This is a genomic window from Synechococcus sp. A10-1-5-9 (assembly GCF_047716785.1).
Classification (GTDB): Bacteria; Cyanobacteriota; Cyanobacteriia; order PCC-6307; family Cyanobiaceae; genus Synechococcus_C.
The window spans coordinates 1855811-1879660 of the sequence record NZ_CP180406.1; the positions used below are offsets into that span (position 1 = coordinate 1855811).

21 protein-coding genes are annotated in these 23850 nt (G+C 60.7%); 7 read left to right on the forward strand and 14 right to left on the reverse strand.

Annotated elements, in window-relative coordinates; genetic code table 11:
• Positions 1-11 precede the first annotated feature (11 nt).
• Positions 12-887 (forward strand): neuromedin U, encoded by an 876-nt coding sequence (locus tag ACLM45_RS10060; RefSeq protein ID WP_415409117.1) that lies wholly within the window; start codon positions 12-14, stop codon positions 885-887.
• A gap of 237 nt (positions 888-1124) precedes the next feature.
• Here the strand turns inward: ACLM45_RS10060 and dnaB are convergent, their stop codons facing one another.
• The 3 genes from dnaB to ACLM45_RS10075 all read right to left on the reverse strand — a co-directional run bounded on the left by dnaB (position 1125) and on the right by ACLM45_RS10075 (position 4073).
• On the reverse strand, positions 1125-2543 hold the full coding sequence (gene dnaB / locus ACLM45_RS10065; protein WP_415409119.1) for a replicative DNA helicase: 1419 nt from the start codon (positions 2541-2543) through the stop codon (positions 1125-1127).
• A 97-nt stretch (positions 2544-2640) separates the two neighbouring features.
• Positions 2641-3099, reverse strand: coding sequence for a 50S ribosomal protein L9 (gene rplI / locus ACLM45_RS10070; RefSeq protein WP_415409120.1), 459 nt, complete (start codon positions 3097-3099; stop codon positions 2641-2643).
• Positions 3100-3140: 41 nt separating this feature from the next.
• Entirely contained in the window at positions 3141-4073 is a 933-nt protein-coding gene (locus ACLM45_RS10075) for an acyl-CoA desaturase (RefSeq protein WP_415409122.1), read from the reverse strand.
• A gap of 56 nt (positions 4074-4129) precedes the next feature.
• Between ACLM45_RS10075 and ACLM45_RS10080 the strand changes: the two genes are divergently transcribed.
• A complete protein-coding gene (locus ACLM45_RS10080; protein ID WP_415409123.1) occupies positions 4130-4855 on the forward strand; it encodes a hypothetical protein in 726 nt (241 codons plus the stop codon).
• Here ACLM45_RS10080 and ACLM45_RS10085 read toward each other — a convergent pair.
• On the reverse strand, positions 4843-5754 hold the full coding sequence (locus ACLM45_RS10085) for an acyl-CoA desaturase (RefSeq protein WP_415409124.1): 912 nt from the start codon (positions 5752-5754) through the stop codon (positions 4843-4845). The two genes, ACLM45_RS10080 and ACLM45_RS10085, sit on opposite strands and share 13 nt — an antisense overlap.
• Before the next feature lie 120 nt (positions 5755-5874).
• Here ACLM45_RS10085 and ACLM45_RS10090 point away from each other — a divergent pair, with 120 nt between their 5' ends.
• The 4 genes from ACLM45_RS10090 (at position 5875) to ACLM45_RS10105 (ending at position 10955) form a co-directional block, all read left to right on the forward strand.
• Entirely contained in the window at positions 5875-7194 is a 1320-nt protein-coding gene (locus tag ACLM45_RS10090; protein WP_415409126.1) for an aminotransferase class I/II-fold pyridoxal phosphate-dependent enzyme, read from the forward strand.
• Between the two features lie 21 nt (positions 7195-7215).
• On the forward strand, positions 7216-7605 hold the full coding sequence (gene gcvH, locus ACLM45_RS10095) for a glycine cleavage system protein GcvH (protein ID WP_006042841.1): 390 nt from the start codon (positions 7216-7218) through the stop codon (positions 7603-7605).
• Between the two features lie 55 nt (positions 7606-7660).
• Positions 7661-10597, forward strand: coding sequence for an aminomethyl-transferring glycine dehydrogenase (gcvP, locus tag ACLM45_RS10100; RefSeq protein WP_415409127.1), 2937 nt, complete (start codon positions 7661-7663; stop codon positions 10595-10597).
• Positions 10598-10694: 97 nt separating this feature from the next.
• Positions 10695-10955 carry a hypothetical protein gene (locus tag ACLM45_RS10105; RefSeq protein ID WP_006042843.1) on the forward strand — a complete coding sequence of 87 codons (261 nt, stop codon included), beginning with the start codon at positions 10695-10697 and terminating at the stop codon, positions 10953-10955.
• A gap of 6 nt (positions 10956-10961) precedes the next feature.
• On the opposite strand, the gene ACLM45_RS10110 is transcribed toward ACLM45_RS10105, so the two are convergent.
• The 5 genes from ACLM45_RS10110 to ACLM45_RS10130 form a co-directional block, all read right to left on the reverse strand.
• Positions 10962-11168 carry a hypothetical protein gene (locus tag ACLM45_RS10110; protein ID WP_415409129.1) on the reverse strand — a complete coding sequence of 69 codons (207 nt, stop codon included), beginning with the start codon at positions 11166-11168 and terminating at the stop codon, positions 10962-10964.
• Positions 11169-11830: 662 nt separating this feature from the next.
• A complete protein-coding gene (locus tag ACLM45_RS10115; RefSeq protein WP_415409130.1) occupies positions 11831-12580 on the reverse strand; it encodes a pirin family protein in 750 nt (249 codons plus the stop codon).
• 24 nt (positions 12581-12604) lie between these two features.
• Positions 12605-13132: an NAD(P)H-dependent oxidoreductase gene (locus ACLM45_RS10120; RefSeq protein WP_006042848.1), complete on the reverse strand. Its 528-nt coding sequence runs from the start codon at positions 13130-13132 to the stop codon at positions 12605-12607.
• A gap of 74 nt (positions 13133-13206) precedes the next feature.
• Positions 13207-15036 (reverse strand): flavin reductase, encoded by a 1830-nt coding sequence (locus tag ACLM45_RS10125; protein ID WP_415409132.1) that lies wholly within the window; start codon positions 15034-15036, stop codon positions 13207-13209.
• Complete coding sequence (locus ACLM45_RS10130) at positions 15036-16790, reverse strand: diflavin flavoprotein (RefSeq protein WP_415409133.1); 1755 nt, start codon at positions 16788-16790, stop codon at positions 15036-15038. Before ACLM45_RS10130 ends, ACLM45_RS10125 begins: the two co-directional genes overlap by 1 nt.
• A 72-nt stretch (positions 16791-16862) precedes the next feature.
• Between ACLM45_RS10130 and ACLM45_RS10135 the strand changes: the two genes are divergently transcribed.
• A complete protein-coding gene (locus tag ACLM45_RS10135; protein ID WP_415409134.1) occupies positions 16863-18167 on the forward strand; it encodes an NRAMP family divalent metal transporter in 1305 nt (434 codons plus the stop codon).
• Between the two features lie 74 nt (positions 18168-18241).
• Here ACLM45_RS10135 and ACLM45_RS10140 read toward each other — a convergent pair whose 3' ends face one another.
• From ACLM45_RS10140 to ACLM45_RS10160, 5 genes are all read right to left on the reverse strand, one after another.
• Complete coding sequence (locus tag ACLM45_RS10140; RefSeq protein ID WP_006042852.1) at positions 18242-18655, reverse strand: Hsp20/alpha crystallin family protein; 414 nt, start codon at positions 18653-18655, stop codon at positions 18242-18244.
• 174 nt (positions 18656-18829) lie between these two features.
• On the reverse strand, positions 18830-19309 hold the full coding sequence (locus tag ACLM45_RS10145; RefSeq protein ID WP_415409136.1) for an MEKHLA domain-containing protein: 480 nt from the start codon (positions 19307-19309) through the stop codon (positions 18830-18832).
• The gene (locus tag ACLM45_RS10150) at positions 19302-20204 is read right to left on the reverse strand and encodes an SWIM zinc finger family protein (protein ID WP_006042854.1); all 903 of its coding nucleotides are present in this window, start codon (positions 20202-20204) and stop codon (positions 19302-19304) included. The genes ACLM45_RS10145 and ACLM45_RS10150 overlap by 8 nt, the downstream gene beginning before the upstream one ends.
• Positions 20201-23413 (reverse strand): DEAD/DEAH box helicase, encoded by a 3213-nt coding sequence (locus tag ACLM45_RS10155; RefSeq protein WP_415409138.1) that lies wholly within the window; start codon positions 23411-23413, stop codon positions 20201-20203. The genes ACLM45_RS10150 and ACLM45_RS10155 overlap by 4 nt, the downstream gene beginning before the upstream one ends.
• Positions 23410-23835, reverse strand: coding sequence for a hypothetical protein (locus ACLM45_RS10160; protein ID WP_006042856.1), 426 nt, complete (start codon positions 23833-23835; stop codon positions 23410-23412). Before ACLM45_RS10160 ends, ACLM45_RS10155 begins: the two co-directional genes overlap by 4 nt.
• Between the last annotated feature and the right edge of the window lie 15 nt (positions 23836-23850).

Here is a 23850-nt window from a genome sequence, read left to right on the forward strand (position 1 = left end):
ATAATACCCTTATGTATAGTGTTGTGGTGAATAAAATTATTTTTGCTTTTTTTGCGGCTCTTCTGTTTGATTCTTTCGAGGTATTTGCCAGGCCAAGAGTTAATCCCATAACATCTTACAGTCGCTTGTGGTTGGAGTGGAATGTCACGCCCAATGTCAAATGGGCTCCAAGATCTGTGGATCCGGAAGCGGATCCTGATCGCACCCTCAATGTTCTCAAGCTCCAGCCTGTTGTTCCGTTTCAACTGAATGAAGACTGGACGGTTCTGACGCGGACGATATTTCGGTTCGTTTCCTCGCCTTCGGCGTCCCCGGAGGTTGGCTTGTCGCCCTTTGGCGTGCCAACAGTCTTGGGCTTTAACCAACGCAACCGTACAGGCCTGTCAGATGTCAGTCCAACTGCTTTTGTTGTGCCAAATCTTGGCCCTGATTGGACCATCGGTCTTGGGCCCTCGTTCGTGATTCCAGCTGCAGACGTTCCCACGAACAGCGGCAAGCTGTCAGTGGGACCCGCGCTCCTTGGCTACTACCACCGGGGGCCTTGGATCGTCGGCGCCAGGATGCGCAACATCTGGTCTGTTGCCGGTGATCCTCAGCGCGCTGATGTCAATCGTTTCATTGCCCAGCCCTTAATCCGCTATCAATTCAGCAAGAATTGGTACTTCACGTCTTCTCCGATCATTGCGTCCGATTGGACGCGTCCAGATGGTGATGGTTGGACCGTTCCGGTGGGTGGTGGACTTGGTTATTCCTTCAGGCTGGCCAGTCAGCCGATGCAGATTTCGTTGGAGGGTTACTACAACGTTGTGAAGCCATCTGTTGCTGGTGAGAAACTTCTTGGTGATTGGACGATTCGTACCCAGTGGCAAGTGTTATTTCCGCAGTGAGTTGTTGTTCGATCGGCCTTTTCGATTGGATCGGCTGAGTGTTGCGACAAAGGTGCGTTTGCAAAAACGCCGAACCTTATGTCGCCAAGGTGGCAAATATTTGGTGGTTCTGCGCAAAGCCTTGAGCCAACCTGCAACGTAATTCCGATGGCCTTGCGGGCTTAGAAACCAACGGGCGATGTAGGACGAGCCAACACCAATCAGCAGAATTCGACCGATCCACATGATGAGATCATCTCAGGCCGCCAGGTTGCGGAAGCGGGTGAACTGGGGCTCAAACAGAAGCTTCACTGTTCCCACCGGTCCGTTGCGGTGCTTGGTCACGATCACTTCGGTGATGCCGCGGTCGGGGGTCTCTGGGTTGTAGTACTCGTCGCGGTAGATCATCAGCACCAGGTCGGCGTCCTGCTCGATCGAGCCCGATTCGCGCAGATCGCTCAGCATCGGCCGTTTGTTGGTGCGCGATTCCACACCACGGCTGAGCTGGGAGAGGGCAATCACCGGCACGTTCAGTTCCCGGGCCATGCCTTTGAGGGCTCGGGTGATCCGTGAAATTTCCTGGACACGGTTGTCGGGACTGGATCCCTCCATGAGCTGCAGGTAGTCGATCACCACCAGACCCAGTTCCTTGCCCTGTTCAGCCATCAGGCGCCTGCAGAGGGAACGCATCTCCAGCACGCCAGAGTTCGGTTTGTCATCGATGTAAATCGGTAGTTGCCCCAGGGTGTTGATGCCTTGGCCGAGCAGGGGCCACTCCTCCTGCTGCAGCCTGCCCGTGCGTAGTCGCCCTGCCTCGATGCCCACCTCCATTGACAGCAGCCTGTAAGTGAGCTGCTCCTTGCTCATCTCCAGGGAGAACACGCACACCGGAAGATCGTGCAGCTGGGCCACGTTTTTGGCCAGGTTGAGCACGATCGAGGTTTTGCCCATGGCTGGGCGTCCGGCCACGATGATCAGGTCGCTCCGTTGCAGGCCCTGGGTCATGGCATCTAGGTCGTAGAAATTCACCGGGATACCCGCCACCGAGGTGCCGAGGGAACGGCTTTCGATCTCGTTGAATGTGCTGGTCAGGATTTCAGCGGTGGGTGTGAGGCCCTTGGAGGGTTTCTCCTGACTGATCGCGAAGATCGTCTGCTCGGCTTTGTCGAGCACCTGCTCCATCGGCAGGCTCTGATCGAAGCCCAGCTGGATCACCTCGTTGCCGGAGCGGATCAGCTGCCGGCGGAGGAACTTGTCCATCACCAGGCGGGCCACCTGCTCGATCGAGGCCGTGGAGGCCACCCGTTCCACCAGCTCCACGAGCCTGCTGCTCCCTCCAACCTTCTCCAAGGCACCTGTATCAGCCAGCCAGGCGGTCATGGCTGTGAGGTCTGTGGGTTTGCCCTGGCTGTGGAGCATCACGGCGGTGCGAAAGATCTCCCGATGCGCACCGAGATAAAACGCCTCGGGCTGCAACACATCGGCCACCCTGCCAATGGCATCGGGGTCCAGCAGGATGCCGCCTAGTACAGCTTCCTCTGCCTCAACGTTCTGGGGCGGCACGGAATCCGGCAGGGCTTCGAAGTTGGGTTCGTCCCGCCGACGTCCCTTGCTATAGCCGTGGCGATCCCCATCGGCGGACTCGCCGCCGGCATCCGTCAGGGGAACGCTCACCATGGGCCTGACCTTTCAACGCCGATGCCCACTCTGGCGTACTTGGGAACACGCAACAGAGTGGGCTGTGACGGCCTCACGCATTCAGCCGTGACCTGGGTCAGTAGCTGACCACTTCCAGGTTGATCTCAGCGGTGACTTCACTGTGCAGCTTGACACTGACCTTGTAGTTGCCGGTGCGGTGGATGTCGGGAACGGTGATGTCGCGTCGATCCACTTCTTTCTTGGTGGCTTCCTCGACCACTTCGGCTACGTCGCCGTTGGTGACGGTGCCAAATAGCACGTTGTCATCGCCTGTCTGCTTCTTCACGGTGAAGCGACCGATGGTGTCGAGGGCGGTGCGGAACGCCAGCGCCTCTTGCTTGAGTGCGGCCTGGCGCTCAGCCTCCTTGGCCCGACGATGCTCCACCTGCTTCATCACCGCTGGGGTGACTGGGACGGCTTTGCCATAAGGGAGAAGGAAGTTGCGGGCATAACCAGGAGCAACTTCCACCATGTCGCCATCCCGACCGAGGCTGAGAACGTCCTCATTCAGAACGACTTGTACGCGCTTGGCCATGGTGATGATTCCGGACGACGTCTAATGAGCGATCGAGAATTTTACGATGCCACGGGTAGGCGTACTTTTGTGGCCAGTCCCAGGGCCCGCATCAGGCGGATGTGCTCCCAGGTGAGGTCGATCTGTCCCTGCTGCAGTCCGTGGCGGGCCGAGTGCGGATACGCATGGTGATTGTTGTGCCAGCCTTCGCCGAAGGTGAGGGCTGCGACCCACTTGTTGTTACGGGAGGCGTCGCCGCTGTCGTAAGCCACGGTCCCCCAGCAGTGGGTGGCGGAATTCACAAGCCAGGTGACGTGATACACCAGCGCCAGGCGCAGGGGGATGCCCCACAGCACCAAGGCCCAGCCGCCGGCTCCGGTGGCCGTGCCAATCCAGAACAGCAGGCCGGCCAAGGGTAACTGCAGCAGCAGGAAATTGTTGTTCAGCCAGCGGTAGTAAGGATCCTGTGCCAGGTCGCCGGTCATGCGGGGCACGGCCTGCATGGCTGTGACGGGCTCGAGCATCCATCCCATATGGCTCCACCAGAAGCCGCGATGGCTGTTGTGGTGATCCGCATCCGTATCGGAAAACTTGTGGTGATGGCGGTGCAATCCCACCCAATCAATCGGACCGTGCTGGCAGCTGAGGGCGCCGCAGGTGGCGAAGAAGCGCTCGAGCCAGCGAGGGAGTTGGAACGATCGGTGTGACAGCAGGCGGTGGTAGCCGATGGTCACGCCCAGGCAGGCGGTGACCCAGTAGAGCACCAGCAGGCAGGCGGCGGCTTGCCAGCTCCAGAACATCGGCAGCAGGGCCAACAGGGCCAAGCTGTGGATCACGATCATGAAACCGATCGTCACCCAGTGAAGACCTTCTGCCGGTGCTCCGGGGGTCTCGCCGTTGCGGGGCCGGCGCAGCAGGGTTGCAAGTGCCTGGGCCCGGTGCGAAGCTGCTGGTCGACTGGGTGGTGATGGCGCAGTGATGACGCTGGAAGCCATGGCCTAATCCGGTTAATACTCGAAAGTTTATACCCGATACGGATCCGTATCAACCAATGAGCAACGTCAGTGATACTGATCCTGTGACCAGGAGTTACCGCGACCAGCTTGAGGAGGGCCGGCGGGCGATGGCCCATCTCCTTCACGTCTGGCATGAGCGCAATGGTTGGTCGCACAAGGTGTTGCCTGCCTTGGCTGACGCGCTCGATCTAGGGCGTGTGCATAACTCCCAGATCTCCAACCTCCGCAACGGCAAGCTGGCATCACCAGGCCCAGAAGTGTTTCTTGCTCTCGGTCAGGCCAATGCTGTCCTACATGCCGGTCTTGCTCCGATCCAAGAGCACCTCGCTGAGGTTCATCCCGATCTGCTCAAGGTGCTGACAAACGGAGCCGTGCCGTTGCTCGATTCCCAATCGAATCCTCTCGGTGCCGGTGACCTTTTCGAAATCTTTGTCGGTTTGGCCTCCCTTCCACCTGGTTTTGATTGGCGAATTGCACCGGAGGAGTCGGCTGTCCTCAGTGCCTCCATCGCTGAAAGGCTTTGTCGCGGGCAGTCCTGGCGTCAGTGCCGTGATGCCGTGATGGAGGCCTATCCGGTCACCAAAAGCCAACGCCGTGAACGTTTCGCAGAAGTGATGGCAGGAATGCGGGACTACAGCGCTGAGGAACTCGATGGTGAGTTCCTCGATCTCCATGCCACTCATCTCAAGCTTGAGGGCCGGCAGGGGCTCAGCGCTGAAGACTTTCTTGCTGAGCTTCGCTCGGGCTCTCAACCGGGGTAGCGAGCCTGGCGAACACGGCGGGTCAATCCCAATTTCTGAAGCAATCGGATGTGCATCCAGGTGATGTCGAGTTCGAACCAGCGCAGACCATGCCTGGCGCTGGCCGGATGGGCGTGATGGTTGTTGTGCCAACCCTCACCGAAGGACAGCAGCGCTACCCACCAGCAATTGCGGGATAGGTCCGGGCAATTGAAATTCCGATAGCCGAATGCGTGGGTGGCGGAGTTCACCAACCAGGTGACGTGATACACGACCACGAGTCGTAAAGGAATGGCCCAGAGCACGAGTCCGAGTCCCCCGCCGTGCACATCAGCCGCATTGCCGTACCAGTACAGAGCAAGACCGAGGGGGATCTGCAGCAGCAGGAACCAACGATCAAGCCACACATAGAAGGGGCTACTCAGCAAATCTCCGGCATAGCGCTCCTTATGTTCCAGAGCCGGGATTTCATGAAGCATCCATTCGCTGTGGCTCCACCAGAGACCGCGACCGGCGTCGTGGTGATCATTGGGCTGGTCGGAGAAGCGATGGTGATGGCGGTGGAGCGCAATCCATTCGATTGGACCGCTCTGGCAGGCAAGGGTGCCCATGAGCACCAAGGTTTTCTCAAGCCATGACGGCACCTCGAAGCTGCGGTGCGCCACCAGTCGGTGCAAACCCAGGGTTACACCGAGCACCGTCATCCAATACAGAACGGCGAAGGTGGCGATGCCTTGCCAGCTCCAAAACCGGGGCAGCAGGGCCACTGTGGCGAGCACGTGCATCACCACCATGAAGCCTGTGGTTCCTCCCTTCAAGCGCCGCTGGCGCTGCGGCAAGGGTGCACGGGGTGCCATGACGGCTGCGCGCATGCGCAGGTCCCGTTGGCTGCCGCTGTCGACTGGGTTGGTGGTGACCAAGAAAACTCTCCATGATCCGATCCAGCTGCTGTCCGAAGGGATACAGAAGGAGCGAAAACAGACGGTTGGAGATGTGAATGTAAAAGAACACAGCAGGTTCTTCGCGGGTTACCGATGGCAATGGGTTCAGAACGGTCGGGGACACGTCCCTCCCAAGCGCCCTTGGAACCCAGCCAGGCTCTGGCTTTGGCGCGAGCAAGGGTTGAAGCCGTTCGCGAGCGCTTGGAACCTGTCGCCCGAATGCGAACAGCCGCTGTTGCTCCTCGGTTGCGACGGGTTCTGGACGCTTTTGCGGCGGAACGGGTGGGTCCGCAGCACTTCGCCTCGGTGAGCGGTTACGGCCATGGCGATCAGGGGCGGGAGGTGATCGACCGGGTGTTCGCCCGGGTGTTGGGTGCAGAAGCCGCAGCGGTGCGACTGCAATTCGTCAGCGGCACCCATGCCATTGCTGCAGCGTTATTCGGAGTGCTCCGTCCAGGGGATCGCATGGTGTCGATCACCGGACGCCCTTACGACACCCTGGAAGAAGTGATCGGTCTGCGGGGTGAGGGGCAGGGATCCTTGAAGGACTTCGGCGTTGCCTACGAGGAGCTTCTCCTGCGTCCGGACGGGTCGGTGGATGAGCAGGGAGTGGAGGAGGTGCTTGATCAGCCCTGCCAATTGGTATTGATTCAGCGCAGTTGTGGGTACAGCTGGCGCCCCTCTCTCAGCGTGCAGACGATTGGCAGGTTCTGTGAGCGGATCCACCGATTGCAGCCCGACTGCATCTGCTTTGTCGACAACTGCTATGGCGAGCTTGTGGAAGAGCAGGAACCGCCTGCCGTGGGAGCCGATCTGGTGGCCGGTTCTCTAATTAAGAACCTCGGAGGCACGATCGCCCCTGCCGGTGGTTATGTCGCCGGCCGCAGTGATCTGGTGGAGCAGGCCTGTTGCCGCCTCACAGCTCCTGGTATCGGCCGGGAAGGCGGAACGGGCTTCGATCTGCATCGGTTGCTGCTCCAGGGGCTTTTTCTGGCTCCGCAAATGGTTGCGGAATCTCTGATCGGAGCCGATCTGGTGGCTGGAGTGTTCGCGGATCTTGGCTTTCGCGTGCAGCCTGCGGCCGGGGCGTTGCGCAGTGATCTGATCCAAGCCGTGCAGTTGGGTGATGCTGAGGCGTTGAAGGTGGTGTGCCGTGCCTTTCAGGCCTGTTCACCGGTGGGCTCCTATCTCGATCCGGTGCCGGCGGCGATGCCCGGTTATGCCAGTGATCTGGTGATGGCAGGAGGCACGTTCATCGATGGCAGCACCAGTGAATTTTCCGCTGATGCCCCATTGCGGGAACCCTTCAATCTTTACGTGCAGGGCGGGACACATCGCGCCCACGTGGAGCTCGCTGTGATCGATGCCCTGAAGGCACTGGCTGCAGCAGGACGGCTGGATCTGGCCCACACTGGTTAAACATTGCCAAATGCCGGCCCGATGGCCTTCGACTTCCCCGATTCGTACCGTTACGCCGACAGCCACGAATACGCCTGGCAGGACGCCGACGTCGTCCGGATCGGGCTCAGTGCCTACGCCGTTGACCAGCTCGGGGACATTGTTTTTGTGGATCTGCCGGAGGTCGGGGCTGAACTCAACCGTGGCAGCAGCTTTGGAACCGTGGAGTCGGTCAAGGCCGTTGAGGAGATCTATGCACCACTAAATGGGGCTGTGCTGAAGCGGAACGATGCCTTGTTGGCGAATCCGGAAGAACTCCAAAATGACCCTCATGGCGAGGGTTGGCTGCTGGTTATCCAACCCAGTGACCCGGCCCAGATGGATCAGCTGATGGATGCGGCGACCTATGCGGCCAAAGTGGCAGCAATCTGACACTCAGGGCACTTGGATTGGATGTTTCTTACAGTCGATTCATTGCTGAGGCCCCATGACCCTGCTCGATCAGCGGACGGCGGCCTCGAAGACTGTTCAACCAATTTCTTCCTTCGTCCGTCGCCATATCGGGCCTGAGCCTCAGGCTGTGGACCAGATGTTGCAAGCCCTTGGATTTGCAGATCTCGACGCCTTCATCCAAGCGGTTGTTCCAGGCGACATCCTCGATCCAGAGCCGCCTTGTGCAGATCTCCCCGAGGGAGTCGATGAAGCTCCTGCCTTGGCTGAATTGCGAACGATTGCCAGTTGCAATCAGCTGAGCCGTTCCCTGATTGGCCTTGGTTATTTCGAGACGGTCACACCGGCTCTGATTCAGCGCCAAGTTCTGGAAAATCCATCTTGGTACACCGCTTACACCCCTTACCAGGCGGAGATCGCCCAAGGGCGCCTGGAGGCGCTGCTGAATTTTCAGACTCTCATCAGCGAGCTGACGGGACTGCCGATCGCCAATGCGTCTCTGCTCGATGAGGCCACGGCCGCCGCTGAGGCCATGTCGATGAGCTTTGGCGTATGCAAACGCGAGGGGGCAAACCGCTTTCTGGTTGATGCTGCTGTTTTGCCGCAAACCTTGGCGGTTCTGCGCACCCGCTGCGAGCCCATCGGAGTGCAGCTGGACGTTGCTGAACCGGAGGCCTTCCGCTGGGGGGATGACGTTTTTGGGGTCTTGCTCCAACTTCCCGGACGTTGCGGGCGGCTTTGGGATCCTCGTGCCTGCATTGAACGTGCCCACGCCCATGGTGCGCTGGTCACCGTTTCGGTGGATCCACTCGCGCAGGTGCTTTTAGAGCCCGTGGGCGCACTCGGTGCGGACATTGCAGTGGGTAGTGCCCAGCGCTTTGGGGTTCCGATGGGTGGGGGCGGACCCCACGCAGCGTTCTTCGCCACCCGAGATGCTTACCGCCGTCAGGTGCCTGGCCGGCTGGTGGGTCAGTCCCGCGATGCCGAGGGGCGTCCTGCCCTACGGCTGGCCTTGCAAACCCGTGAGCAGCACATCCGCCGGGACAAGGCCACTAGCAACATCTGCACCGCTCAGGTTCTGCTCGCCGTGATGGCGTCCTTCTACGCCATCCATCACGGCCCCGAGGGTCTTGAGACCATCGCCAACCGGATTGTGATGTTGCGCTCTCGTCTGGAGCTGGGGTTGGGTGCGCTCGGTTTCCCTGTGCCAGGTGGCGTTCGCTTCGATAGTGTCGACGTGCATTGCCCTCAGGCTCCACTCGTCCATCGTCTGGCTGCTCGCGAGGGTTACAACCTGAGAGTGCTGCCCGACGGTGTGCCGGCGGACGAAGCCCATGGTTTTGGCATCAGCCTTGATGAGCTCAGTGATGAGGCCGAGATTCAGAGCTTGCTCTCCATCTGCGCAGAGGTTGTTCAGATGGTTCCACCTGTGTTTTCGCAGCCATCGTCTCCAGCGGAGGTGATGGCTGGGGTGCCTTTGCGTCAGCGTCCCTGGCTTCAGCAGAGCGTGTTCCATCGCTATCGCAGCGAAACCGAATTGATGCGCTACATCCAGCGCCTCGTCAGCAAGGATCTGTCGTTAGTGCACGGCATGATCCCGTTGGGGAGCTGCACGATGAAGCTCAACGCGGCGGCCGAACTAGCCCCTGTGAGTTGGCGTGAGTTCGCTGCGATCCACCCCTTTGCTCCCGTGGCGCAACAGAAGGGGTTCCAGGCGTTGATCCGTGATCTGGAGCGTTGGCTTGCTGCTCTGACGGGCTTCGCCGGAGTTTCACTGCAGCCCAATGCCGGATCCCAGGGGGAGTATGCCGGTCTGTTGGTGATCCGGGCCTGGCATCGTTCCCGCGGGGAGGCCCAGCGGGATGTGTGCCTCATTCCCACCAGCGCCCATGGCACCAATCCCGCCAGTGCGGTGATGGCTGGACTGCGTGTGGTGGCCGTGGCCTGTGATGAGGAAGGCAATGTGGATGTGGAGGACCTGCGATCTAAAGCCAGGGAGCACGCTGATGTGCTGGCTGCACTGATGGTGACCTATCCCTCAACCCATGGTGTGTTCGAAACCCGGATTCGAGAGATCTGCTCTCTGGTTCATGAGCATGGCGGCCAGGTGTATCTCGATGGCGCCAACCTCAATGCCCAGGTGGGGTTGTGCCGCCCCGGTGCCTTCGGCGCCGATGTCTGCCATCTGAATCTGCACAAAACTTTCTGCATTCCCCACGGTGGAGGTGGCCCCGGGGTGGGTCCGATCGGGGTTGCTGCTCATCTCCAGCCTTTTCTGCCGGGCCATCCGCTGATGCCGTGCGGAGGCAATCAGCCGATTTCATCAGTGTCAGCGGCGGCCTGGGGCAGTGCTGGAATCCTGCCGATCAGCTGGATGTATCTGCGCATGATGGGTGCTGAAGGGTTGCGCACCGCCACCGCGGTGGCTCTGTTGTCGGCTAACTACCTGGCCCATCGCTTGCATGCGCACTATCCCGTGCTGTTTCGGGGTGAAGGAGGTCTGGTGGCCCATGAATGCATCCTTGATCTGCGTGGACTCAAACGCAGCGCAGGGCTGGAGGTGGATGATCTCGCCAAGCGTCTGATGGATTACGGCTTTCATGCCCCCACCGTGAGTTGGCCTGTGGCCGGCACCGTGATGGTGGAGCCCACGGAGAGCGAAAGCCTGGAAGAACTCGATCGTTTCTGTGACGCCATGATTGCCATCCGGGAGGAGGTGACCCGCATTGAGAGCGGAGAGAGCGATCGTGACAACAATCCCCTGAAACGCTCACCCCACACCCTGGCAGCCGTGATAGACGACCACTGGGAGAGGCCCTACTCGCGTCAAGAGGCAGCTTTCCCCTTGCCTGGCCAGCAACAGAACAAGTTTTGGCCGGCCGTAGCCCGCATTGACAATGCTTTTGGTGATCGCAACCTGATCTGCACCTGCCCGAGTGTGGCCGAGCTGGCTGAATCGCTCCCAGTGCGATAAATTTTTACTGAAATCGGAAATTAAACGTTCGATTTTTGTTTGTGCAAATGGTTTCATCTCCACACTGCACAGCATCGCGTCGCATTTAAGGGGATTCATGATCAGCGACACACCCAACGGGTCATCGTCATCCACCCAGGACGGGGATGGTCTCCAGCTTCCTGAAATTCCTGAATGCCTCGAGGCGGCGTTTGGTCGAGGTCACACACTGCCTATTGAAGGCACCAATGTGTTGCGCGTTCCGTTTGGAGTGCGCCAAGCTCGTCGTCAGCGTCCTCAGCGCCCAGAGCGTTGGGCCACTTTGGTGATCCCTTTCCAGCCCCAGGGTTCACCGACACCGCCTCCTCAGGCCGCCTGAGCGACTTCAGGCAATTGAAAGCAGGCTCCTTTCCTGCTGAAGCTTCCAATCCACCAGTGCCTTGACATCCTCCAGCGAGCAGGTGGGTGTGCGGAATGGGAGCAGTTTCATCGGGCTGCGTTCTGGTCGGACCAGCCAGCTGTGGTTGCGTTGTTGCAACAGAACAAACCCGCGGTACCGAACCGCGTATTGATGCTCTTCTTGGAATCCCATTCTCGAGGGGATAGCGTGTGGTGACGCTGCCATTTCAGGGCACAACATGTGGGGTGTGTGCGAATTACTGATTCTCTTTGGGATCGGGTTTCAATTTGTTTATCGCATCGGCGTTGTGTTGCTCTCGAGGCAGTTGATTGCAGGTTTTCTGATTAAGTACCGGTAATCAATGTGCTTCCTTCTGCCTGGAATCTCAAAGGCACTGTGTCGATGAAGGCCCTACACCTGGTGTCTTGGTCAGGGGCATGCTGATCCGCCAATGGGGTGGTGTGAATCCGCCAGAGTTACTTTCTTTTCAAGCTCTTCATCATGGCTGCTCGACTCAGGGCGGGTTGGTTTGAACATGATGATCGTCATGCCGAGGATAATCACGGCCGCTCCCAGCAGTCCGATCAGTGGTCCTGGTGCTGCTCATCGGCCCATGCTGATTGTGCTTAATGATCGTGATGATTGATACCAGAGGTATTGCGAAACAACGCTCATCAGAGCGGCACATCGAAGCATGATTAACGAAAAGAACCCTTGCTGAGGGGCGCAAACTGTTGAAAAACAAGAAGTGACCCGGTAATAACAAAGAACAGCAGCAGTTGAACTTGCATCGATGCCATGGAGCGCGACACCAGCACCGCGATCTGAGGAGAGATCAACCTCTGTCATTGCCATCACTGCAGTGCGAACAGCAGCACATCGCTGTTTTCGCTGTGGCTTTGCAGGATCTTGAGATCGGACGATGATCCCTTGAATCCCAGACCGTCGCCTTTGCGCAAGCGGATGCTTGCTGCCGATGGTCGCGTCAGCTCAATCTCGCCCTCAATTATCTGGATCCAACCGCGTTCGATGGATTGGGCAGGCCACGGCAGTTCCTGATCGGCACTGGGCTGAGCGCGCCAAACGCTCACTGGTCGTTCGATCGCCATCACCGAAGGGTCGTTCGGGGCTAGCAGGGGTGTCCAGGTGCTGGATCCGATGCTGAATGTTCGCTGTTCGTAGGCCGGTGAGAGTCCTTCTGCGCTGGGCTCGATCCAGATCTGCAGCAGTCGGCAGGCCTCGTGACCTTCATTCATCTCGGAGTGAACGATGCCGGTGCCGGCACTCATGCGCTGAACATCGCCTGCGTTGATCACGCCGCTGTTGCCCATCGAATCCCGATGGTTCAACTGGCCCTGGATCATCACCGTGATGATTTCCATATCGCGATGCGGGTGCATGCCGAAGCCCCGACCTGCAGCAATCGTGTCGTCGTTGATCACTCGCAGGGGGCCAAAGCCCATCCAGTCAGGGGAGTAGTGGCCTGCGAAGGAGAAGCTGTGCCAGGACTCGAGCCAGTCGTGGTGGCTGTGGAAGCGTTCTTCGGCGCGGCGCAGCAGAACATCGGGGATGCGATCGGCTGGAGGTGAAACCGGTTCACGCATGGGGGGAATGAAGGAATCGATCGCTCAGAGGCTCAGTGGTGCCATCTGCATCAGCCGGTTCAGCAGATCCTGCAGGGAGCTGTCCTGGGGAGGACGGTTCTGGTTGCCTGCCAGGGTGCGGCCCACAACCTGGGCGCCGAGATGGGTGAGCTGGGTGCGCAGCACCATCAGCAGTTCGATGCCAGGACCTCCGGAAAAGCTAGCCATGGCCACGGGACGACCGTTGAACAGGGAACGGAAATCGTCCCCCTGCACCGACAGCCAGGCAATGGCGCTGGTGAGTACCGGGGGAATGGACCCGTTGTATTCGGGGGCGCAGATCACCCAGCGCGGGGCTCCCATCAGTTGCTCATGCAGGGGACGCACACCATCGGGGATGCCTGCTTCCTTCACCCGTGGGGTGAACAGCGGCAGATCCAGGGTGGTGAGGTCCAGCAGGTCAGCGGACTTGCCTTGCGCTTTGGCTTCGTCGACAAAACGCTGCGCCAGCTTGAGGTTCTCGCCATTGCTGGCGGCGATCACCAGAACGTCTGGGTTGCTGGCGGTGCTCATGACCGGATGATCCGTTGAAAACACTGCATTTTGTTGGGTTTTGCCAAGGCCTGCCCGATGTCATCCAGCCAGGCTCAGTAGTTGGCGCCACTACGGCGATGGTGCACGGCTGTGTTGGCTTCACTGTCAAACAGGCCCCCATGGAGAACTTCCGCATACACAAGCCAGTGATCGCCGCATTCCATCCGTTGCTTCACCTCGCCTTCCATCCAGGCCAGGGCCTCAGGTAGCAGTGGTTGCTCGGAGGGACTCGACTGCAGGTCCAATCCATCAAACCGGTCGGCCCCGGGTTCGAAGGGTTGGAGGAACTGCTTCATCGGCCCACTCTCCCGACCTTCCGCCAGCACGTTGAGGGCAAAGCGATCGCCTTTGTGAAGCAAGGCCTCCACAGCCCGATCTTTGGCGACCGCCACGGTGATTCCCGGAGGCGCAAAGCTGGCCTGACTCACCCAGCTCGCCACCATGGCGCCACTGAGGGAGCCCTTGCGCGTCGTCAGTACGCAAAGGGAGCCCACCACGCGTCCGAGGGCCAGCACTGCCGGGTCACTGCGACTCTCACGCAGACCACCACCACCGCGCCGCTGTTGTTTGCGCTGTTCCTGGCGCAGGGAACGGCCGAAGCGCGTTCCGGTTTCTTCAAGGGTGCGCACGGTGGCCGCGTCAGGACTGAATTTGATCCGAATTGGCTCGAAGGCGAAACGAAATCCACCGTCCTTGAGCTTGGTTTCCAGGAGGTCGATTGCTTCGCCGCTCCAGCCGAAGCTGCCGAACACACCAACGGGCTTGCTGCGGTCTCCTTCAGCCAGCAGGGTGCCGAGAGCCGAGACGATCGGCGTGGGGGCGTGACCTCCCAGGGTGGGAGACCCGATCAGCAAGCCATCGGCCGTCTGAATCGTGCGCACCAGTTCATCCGCTGGGGTGAATTCGCAGTTCAGGCTTGTGACGCGTACCCCTGTTCGGCTGACGCCCTGGGCGAGGGCATCGGCGATGGCTGCGGTGTTGCCATAGGCGCTGGCAAAGAGAAGAGCGACCGAGAGCGAGGCCTGCTGTTGGCTTTCACCCCAGCGCCGGTAGTCGTTGAACAGACTCCGCCAGCTGGTGTCGATCGCCGGTCCATGGCCTGGGGCCACGGTGCGGATGTCCAGTTCCTCAAGGCGCTCTACCAGGGCATCCACCTGGCTGGCCATCGGCGCCATCAGGCAGTCGTAGAAATGGCGGCGTTCCTCTTCGGTTTCGCTGCGGTTCAACTCGGCCCATTCCGATGTACAGATGTGGGCACTGAAGAGCTTGTCGCTCATCAGCAATCCGAGGGTCTCCTCAAAGGCCAGCAGTCCACCGGGCCAGCGAGGGGTCGGGGTTGGAAGCACATGCAGCTGATGACCGTGGCTCACGGGGAGCGTCTGCTCCTGACGGATGATCTTGATCTCCGGTAGATCCGGTACCGGCGGCTGGGGGGCCCCATCTCCAGGGGCCTGTGGGCGGCGCAGGCTCCACAACTCCCGCAGCAGCTTTGCTCCTGCATTGGAGGCCACCAGTTCCAGGCCGGCATAAGCCGAGACCAGATCCCTGAGCAGAGCCACGCGGTTGGGATTCACATGACCCACCACCACCACCAGCTTGGACGCTGGATCTGGCAGAGCCTGCTGAAGTACCGGCAGAAAGACGGACGCGTAAGCCGCTCCCGGTGGGTGCACGAGAACGGCGGGTTGCGTGACTTCTGCGGTGTCCGGCCCCGCTGCAAAGAGGAAGCTGTTGGCCGTGCTTCCCCGTTCCAGGGCGTATTCCAGTTCAAACCGCGAGCGCTTGGGGCTTAGGCCGCGAAAACAGGTAAGACCCTCTGCGATCGGCAGTGTGATCATCTGTCGCTCCGCGCTGGCCGCTGCTGGAGATATGGAAGCGGTCATCAGTAGTGATTTCCTACTTTGCGGTGATGCACCGCTGTGGTGGCATCGGCATCGGCCACATTGCCTTGCTCCACCTCGGCGTAAATGATCCAGTGGTCTGGACCTTCGAGCCGCTGCTCAACCCGGCACCCCAAGTAGGCCAGTGCATCACCGAGCACCGGTCCGCCTTGGGCCTCATGCTCAAGCAGATTCACTCCTGCAAACCGATCGGCTCCGGGTGGGAAGCGCTTGAGGAAATGCCGCATTAGTTGCTGGTGATTGTCTTCGCGCAGGATGTTGAGCACAAAACGGTCACCGACCTGCATGAGCGCTTCGATGGCCCGGTCTTTGGCCACCGCCACGGTGATCCCCGGTGGCGAGAAGCTGGCCTGACTCACCCAGCTGGCCACCATGGCGCTGCGTCGCAGGCTTTCACCCTCCCCCTGGCTGGCGGTCACCACGTAGAGCCCACCGCTGAGACGGCCCAAGGCTTTGTCCAGATCACCATCGAGACTTTTCATGGCCGCGATGGTTTTCTCCCGTGTGAGCAGTTGCCCGAGATCGGTCCCCGCTTCTTCGCAGCGTTGGTAATCCGCTCCTGAGGGGAGCTGACGAATCCGCAGGGGGGCAAAGGCGGTTTTCTGGCCCTGGGCCCTCAGCTGATCAGCCACAGCATCGATCGGCTCGTCGTTGCCGCCGAAGGCGTCGTACACCCCCACCAGCTGCTTGCTGTGAAGGGCTGCCAGCAGGGTGCCAATGCTGCTCTGCAGCTCGGCATCCGGTTCTGCCGGCCAGGTGGGAACGACCACGGCTTTGGCTTCCCCAACCAGAGCTGTCAGTTCCTGGGCATCGGTCGCGCGCAGATCGACGAGCTGAACCTGGGCGTCAGCTTTGCCGATGCCATGGGCGATCGCCTGACTGAGTCGGTCGCTGAAACCGTATTGACTCACATAACAGACCGCCGCATAACTGTCGCCCTTGCTGCGCTGGCTGCTCCACTCGCGGTAGTCATTGAGCCAGTGACTGAGGTGCTGACGCAGAAGCGGTCCGTGGCCCACAGCGATGGTGTTGATCGCCGGCAGTCCATCCATGCGTTTCATCGCTTGGAGCACGCTGCGAGCGTTGGGACCCATCAGGCATTCGTAGTAGAAGCGAAAGTCCGGTGCAATCGCACCGGGGTCACTGTCGAACAGCTCCTCCGAGCAGTAATGCAAGCCGAAGGCGTCACAGGTGTAGAGGATGCCGCTGCCGTGATCAAAGGAAAAGATCGTGTCGGGCCAATGCAGGTTGGGAGCGCTGAGAAACTCGAAGCGATGCTCCACCCCGCTCTCTGGATTCGTTCCGAGATCCAGGCTGTCGCCACTTTTCACGGCACGGGAGCGAAACGGACGGTGCACTTGATCTTTCAGGAACTGCAGCGCCACCTTCGATCCCACAATTTCGATCTCGGGATTCAGATCAAGCAGATCACCGATCAGACCGGAGTGGTCAGGCTCCGTATGGCTCACAATCAGATGATCGATGGCCTGCGGGTCGATTTGCTCCTGAAGCAGGGGAAGCCAGGTCTCGCGGAATTTGGCGTGACTGGTGTCGATCAGCGCCGTTCGCTCGCCCCGCACCAGGAAGGCGTTGTAGGTGGTGCCGTTGCGAAGGCCGAACTCGATGTCAAAGCGGCTGCGATCCCAGTCAAGGGAACGGATGGCTGTGCAGTCCGATGCGATGGTCTGGCACTGAAGGCTCAGACGTCCGGCGACGGCCTGGGTGGAGGCGGCCATGGCGGCAAACACGACGGTTCTCGACTGTAAGAACTCCAGGTTGGAAGATGGCAAGCAGTGCGATTTGCTGTCATGACCTCTAGCGCCGCTGCTGCGATCTCGGGATTGCGGCGCAGCATCGGTCCCGGGATCCTGCTTGCGGGGGCCTGCATCGGTGGATCTCACCTGATGTCGTCCACCACGGCAGGAGCCCGCTTCGGTTTCGCTCTGGTCGGTCTCATCCTGATCACGAACCTGATCAAGTACCCCTTCCTCAGGGTGGGCAGTCGGTTCACCGCCGCGACCGGGCTGTCGCTGTTGGAGGGATTTCAGCAGCGCAACAGGACTTATCTGCCGGTGTATCTGCTGGTGAGTCTGTTCACCGGCACGTTCACGATCGCCGCGGTGAGTTTTGTTGCCGGGCTGTTGCTCACCAATGTGCCTGTCCTGGCCCAGGTCAATCCCTTCGCTTTGGCGATCGCCGTGCTCGCCGCCAGCGGTTTGATCTTGTTCATGGGCAAGTACAGGGCTCTCGATCGGCTCTCCAAGTTGCTGGTGGCTCTGCTCACCCTGCTCACGGGAGTGGCGGCCTTGTCTCTGTTACTGCGTGGTCCTGCTGGGGATGTGGCGTCCAGTTGGTTAGCGGCCGATCCGTCGCCCTGGCAGATGGCAGATCTCGGTTTTCTGATCCCCCTGATGGGCTGGATGCCAGGACCTGTCGAGATGTGCGTGTGGCCTTCGCTCTGGATGTTTTCCCGAGCTCGTGACAGCCAGCACACCGCTTCGCTGAAGGAAGCAGAAGCGGATTTCAATCTCGGCTACGGCATCACGGTGCTCACGGCAGTCTTTTTCGTGATCCTGGGTGCATACACCATGTATGGAAGCGGCGACGGCCTCTTCCAGGGCAGTGGCGTTGCTTTTGCTCAGAACCTCATCCGTTTGTACACCGAGGCCATGGGTTCCTGGGCGGCCTGGATCATCATTCCAGCCGCTTTCGCTGCCATGTTCAGCACCACGCTCACCTGCCTGGATGCCTATCCCCGCAGCATCTCAGCGATTCAGGGGCTCTTGCTGGGTGTGGACCGTGGCGATGCGGCTCCCGGCCCCCAGAGTCGACGTATCAGTACCTGGATTCTGATGCATTTACTGGCCGCTCTGGCGGCGCTGCTGTGGGCCTACAGCGGTGGCATCGGTGTGAAGGATTTTGTGTTCGGGGCGATGACGGGCAGCTTTCTCACGGCTCCGGTGTTCGCCTGGATGGCCATGGACACCATGAACTCTGAGCTTGTGGCACCAGACCACCGCGATGGTCCTTTGATGCGCGGCCTCAGTTGGTTTGGATTGGTGTTTCTGATCGGTTTCAGCCTGCTCTTTCTCGGTTGGTCCCTGACGCGCTGAGACCCCAAAAAACCCCCATCGGCTGATGGGGGTTGGGATTTCTCGTTCTCAGGCCTCTACCGCAGGCATCCACTTCAAGCGTCCACTGCCACCGTCACGCTGGTGTGGCTTTGGGCCTTGGCGGCGGTGATCTCCAGCACGCCATCCCGGTAACTGGCCTGAACGGCATCCCGGTTCAGCCCTTGGCTGAAGCGGAAGCTGCGGCTCCAGGTGCCGTAGCGGAACTCGCTCAGCCGGGCGGTGTCCTCGCTTGGGCTCTCTTCAGATGCATTGTTGCTGTCGGGACGACGGCGTTCGGCACTGACGCTGAGCGTGCGATCGGTGGCCTTCACGTCGATCGATTCGCGGCTCACTCCAGGCAGCTCAAGGCGAATGGTGTAGTGATCGGCTGTTTCGTGGATCTCTGCTGCTGGAACACGCTCGGCCTGCGACAGCTGCTGGTCCAGCCGTTCAAAAAGATCAAATGGTGATTGACGAAGGGTGATCATGAGTGACTCCTCAGGAACGGTATGTGGTGGGTGTTTGAATCACCCGCACAGACAATCTGCGTGTAGTTGATCAATCTGATCAGGGTGAGAACCGTCTTTTTTTGTACGGTCTCAACCACCCAGTTCGGTCGTCACAACTGGGATGTCGGGTGAACCGAACAGCGGGTGCGCTGATTACAGCCACCACCAACTGGAGAAAGCAGCCGCCTGTCCACAACGACGACCTTCCTCATCCCAGAGCGTCCAGATCCGGGCATTGCGGATCATGAATTGACGCCCGTGTCGATCGATACGGATACCGGAATAGGTATGAATTGCATCGTGGGCGAGGGCCTGTTTGAGAGAAGCCGCCCGTTCCCGTCGTTCCGACTGCGCTGCGGTCAGGCGCGAGGGCATGCCGATCATCTGCAGCCAGGTGCGTTTCCAGAGCTTCAGTGCGGTGGCGTTGGCGTAGATCAGGGCTGGGTCACCCGTGTTGTCGTGGGCCAGCACGGCCATGCTGCTGTTGAACAGCTCCTGTGCGCTCAGGCGCCGCGATGTTCCCTGTCGGTCGCTGGCCAGCAGTGGGCTGTCGAAGGCGCGCCGATGGGAGAGCAAAAGAATCGTCACGAGACCCTGGATCTCCAGGGTCTGCCAGGGGCTGGTTTCAGCCACCTGCTGTCATGGCTTCCACCATGGCCTGTTGCGCAAGCGCCTGTCCTTGGTCGCGTAGATGGGTCAGGAACCGAGGCCGCGCCTCTGGAAAGCGCGGTTCCTCAGCGAGAGGGAGATCCCCCGCCGCATCCAGGCCAGTGTCGCCCTCCATTGCCGGTGTGATCACCACAAGATCACCGTCAAGGCTGGCGTCATAGCGCCACCAGAGCGTGGGATCGAGGACAGCAGGGTGGGGAGGAGGCGGTGTGTCGGCCGTTGGTGTTGTGGCCTCCTTGGTTGAACCTTCACTGTCGAGCTCATCGCTGGCCAGCCTGGTGTTGAGCGCTTGCAGCCGATGCTCGGCCAGGTCCTCCAGCAACTTGGCCCGCGTGCGACCCCGCAACTGGAACAGCACGAATGGATCCTCGCTGAACCGCTCCCCCATCAGGAAATACACAGCACTGATGTGTTTGCAGGGATTGGCTTTGTCGGGGCAGCTGCACTCGCTGCGGACCTCTTGAAGCTTGAAGGGAAACAGTCGCCGGCCGCTGGCTGCAAAGGCACGCTCGATGTCGGAAGGCATGATGCCGGCCAGCAGCTGGGCGGACCAACGGGCCTTCTGGGTCAGCGCCTCCAGCACGTATCCCCAGTCCTCGTCACTGAGCACGTCCAGCCAGAGCTTCACCTTGTAGGGGTCTTCGCCGGTGCCCTGCACCCTGGCGTGCACCCGTCGCCCCTCGAAGCGGATCGAGGTCACATGCCCCTCTCGGGCATAGGCCCAAGCACGCTCCAGTCGTTTCTTGAAGCGGTAGGAGTTGATCAGCTCCATCCACTGTTCCACCCACCAGGGCTGCTGACCGAGGCCGTCGTCCCCGAGGGAGGTGTTGATGCCGTTTCCGTTGGGAGTGATGGTCATGGGTTGCGTGTTTCGTTGTCCTCGAGGCTCACCAGCTCCTTGAGTTGGCCCATGTCGAAGCCACCGAGCCACTCCTCGCCGGAGCCCACAATGTCTTCCGCCAGTCTGGACTTCTCCCGGATCATCCGGTCGATCTTCTCTTCCACTGAGCCACTGGTGATGAACTTATGCACCATCACCCGATTGGTCTGGCCAATCCGGTAGGCACGGTCAGTGGCCTGGTTTTCAACTGCAGGATTCCACCAGCGGTCGATGTGGAACACGTGGCTGGCCCGGGTGAGGTTCAATCCCACACCGCCGGCTTTGAGGGACAACAGGAACAGCTGGGGGCCGCGCGGGTCTTCCTGGAAGCGATCCACCATGGCCTGACGTTCTCCTTTGCTAGTGCTGCCGCTCAGGAACGGCACCTCGCTGCGCCAGCGGCGTTGCAGGTAGCCCTGCAGCAGATGCCCCCATTCCGCGAACTGGGTGAACAGCAGGGCTCGATCCCCCGCTGCAATCACCTCTTCGAGAATCTCTTCGAGCCGCTGCAGCTTCACCGATCGCTGCAGGAAGTCGTCGCCTGCCACCTCTTCCTTTAAGGCCAGAGCTGGGTGATTGCAGATCTGTTTGAGGCGCGTCAGCAGTCCCAGCACCTGGCCGTGACGCTTGCCTCGGGGGGCTCGGGCGATGGCATCGAGGGTGTTCTCCACGGTTTTCGCGTAAAGGGACTTCTGTTCCTTGCTCAGACCCACCCATTCACTCAGCTCCACTTTTTCGGGGAGGTCGGAGATGATCGCCTTGTCGGTTTTCAAGCGCCGCAGAATGAACGGTCCCACCCGCGACTTGAGATCGCGAAGCGACGACATATCGCCATAGCGTTCGATCGGCATGCGGTAGCGCTGCCGGAAAAATTCCTCTTCCCCGAGCACGTTTGGATTGAGGAAATCCATCAGGGCCCAGAGCTCGCTCACTCTGTTTTCAACCGGTGTGCCAGTGAGGGCAATGCGGAACCTGGAGCCCTTGCGGGTGCGAGCCAGATCACGGGCTGCCTGGCTTTGCTTGGCCGAAGGGTTCTTGATCGCCTGAGCTTCATCGATCACGGTTCCCTGCCAGTCGAAACTTTCAAGCAGTTCACTGTCTCTTTGCAGAAGCCCGTAGCTGGTGAGCACCAGGTCAACGTCTTTCAGGGCTTTTTTCAGTGCTCCTGGGGTGGAGGGTCGTTTGGGGCCGTAGTGCTCATGCACTGTGAGCTCGGGGGTGAAGGCCGCGGCTTCCCGTTTCCAGTTGGTGAGCACGGAGGTGGGAGCTACCAGCAGCACCGGCCGTTTCAGTTCTTGTTCCATCTTCAGGTGCTGGAGGAAGGCCAGCAGCTGGATCGTCTTGCCCAGGCCCATGTCGTCGGCTAGGCAGGCTCCCTGATCGAAGCGGTGCAAGAAGGCCAGCCAGCCCAGGCCTCGTTCCTGGTAGGGGCGAAGCTGACCGCAGAAGCCCTCGGGCGCAGGAAGTGGATCCGGAGCTTTTTGCTGGTGGTATTGCTCCAGTACTCCTTGAAGGCGAGGGCCAGCATCAAAGGCATGCACGGGGAGGCGCATCAGCGTGTCCCCTTCGCTGGCCGTCAGGCGAAGGGCATCGTCCAGGCTCAGATCAGGATTGGCGGCACAGAATCGTTCTGCATTTTTGAGATCATTGGGCCTGAGTTCGATCCAGGCCCCCTTGTGGCGCACCAAGGGGCTGCGCTTGCCGGCCAGCCGTTCCAGCTCCCGCAGTGTCAGGGTGACGCCCCCGATCATCAGCTCCCAGTTCCAGTCGAGATTTTCCCCAAGGGTGAACCCCCGCGAGCGTTTGGGTAGTTCGGCCTTGATCGCCAGACCGAGGCGGCTGGCCAGGCCTCCCGAGAGGCTGGGGGGGAGATCCACACCAACGCCCACGTCCCTGAGCTGACGTGCGGCGGTGCGCACCAGCACGAAGGCTTCCGCCGGGGTGAGCTGCATCGCTTCCGGCGTGGCGCTATCCAGGCCCCGTTCGATTGGTGCGAACACCGTGAGAGCACGGCCCATGCCTTCGAGCAGCACCTCACCGGGATGCTCCACAGGAATCTCCCCGAGTTGAAGGCCTTCGGGTCCAGCGGCCCAGGCTGCTCCGGCCGGTACCTTCAGCGTTGGATCGGCTTCGGCCTGCAGATAGAAGCGCAGATCCCAGAGCTCTTCCCCCTCGTTCGGTGTGGCGAGTTCAAGGCAGGCCCTGGCAGCCGCCACATTGCCAGCCACTCCCTCGCGCCAGTGGTGGCTCGCCGTAGCAAGGCGTTCGGCATCTTCATCATTCAGATCGATCACCCCGGTCTCCGAACTCAGGGCGTTTTCCCAGGCGCAGAGCAGGGGGTCGAGCCCCTCGTCATCGGGATGGAAGCCCTTGCGCAGCTGGGCATCCACCAGATCCTCAAGCAATGTGGCCACACGCAATCGACCGCTGCGGGGACGACAGCAGGCCACGGGATTGGCAGCGCGCATGGCCTCTGGGCGCAGCCTGGTGATGCGATTGCTGCGCTTTCCTGTGGGCTCTCTCCAGGGCAACGCACACGTGGCAACCAGGGGCAGACGGGCGGCAAGGTCCTCCAGGCGGCGCCGGTCTTCCTCTCGATTGAGAAGCGGGACCCAGCGGGCCCGGTGTGGATACCCCTCACCTCGGCTCAATTCCACCTGGGGCAGCCAGCGCCCCCTAGCCACAAGACTGAGGGCCCATCGCTGCATGTGACTCCACCAGCGCAACTCATCGGCCAGATCAGGGTGATGGCCTGACAGTGGAAGCTTGGCCAGCCATGCCGTGGCGGCCATCGGTTCGATCGCCAGCCCCTGCACCTGCCATGGCCACCACTCGGTGGTTTTCGGGATCGGTTCGCCGGCTTGCAGCGGCAGCCCGCACCAAGGGGGCTGCTCTTCTGATGAGGGGGTGGTGGCAGCTGAGCCACGGGACCGCCGTGGTTTCACACTGCGGCTCGGCAGGGTGAGGCATGCGGTCGCATCGATGATTCCGTCCGGAAGCAGATCGCGCTCTGTGAGCCAGGCGCGCAGATCCTCCGTGCTCAGGGTGAACGGATGAAGGGCGGGTGTGGCCCCGGGGCCGAGGGGGTCGGCCACACGCCAGGTGTCAGCCCATACCAGCAAAGCAGCCCTTCCGGAGCTGCTGGGAGTGCGGATGGCGGGTAGCCAGGTGGCGTGCAGCAGGCTCATGGCCGCGACGCAGACAACATGCGTTGGGTTCCGTGGAGCAGGAGTGCGCTGCCGACCAGTGGCAGCCACCCCACGAAAAGATCCACTACTAATGATGCCAGGGCGCCGGAACCCCCCCAGGGAACCGCAAGGGGCATGCCGAGGCTGCGCACCCCGCAGATCGCGCCCACCAATCCAGCTTGCAGGTGGGAATCCTCTGGATCAACCCGTTCGAGATGAAAGGCGAGCAGCCCATAGAAGAGCCCGCAGCCAGTGGATCGAACAGCTTGATCCAGTCCAAAGGGGAGGCTGATCAGTCCGGCGCTGAGTCCGGCCAGCAGGGCCCAGCACACCGAGCGCCAGCGCAGGTTCGCCCGGTTCAATTCTTTGCTGCTTTCCGCGCTGCTGTCGGCCAACGTGATCGGCGGCTGAAAGGCGATCATGGCTGCTGGACCCGC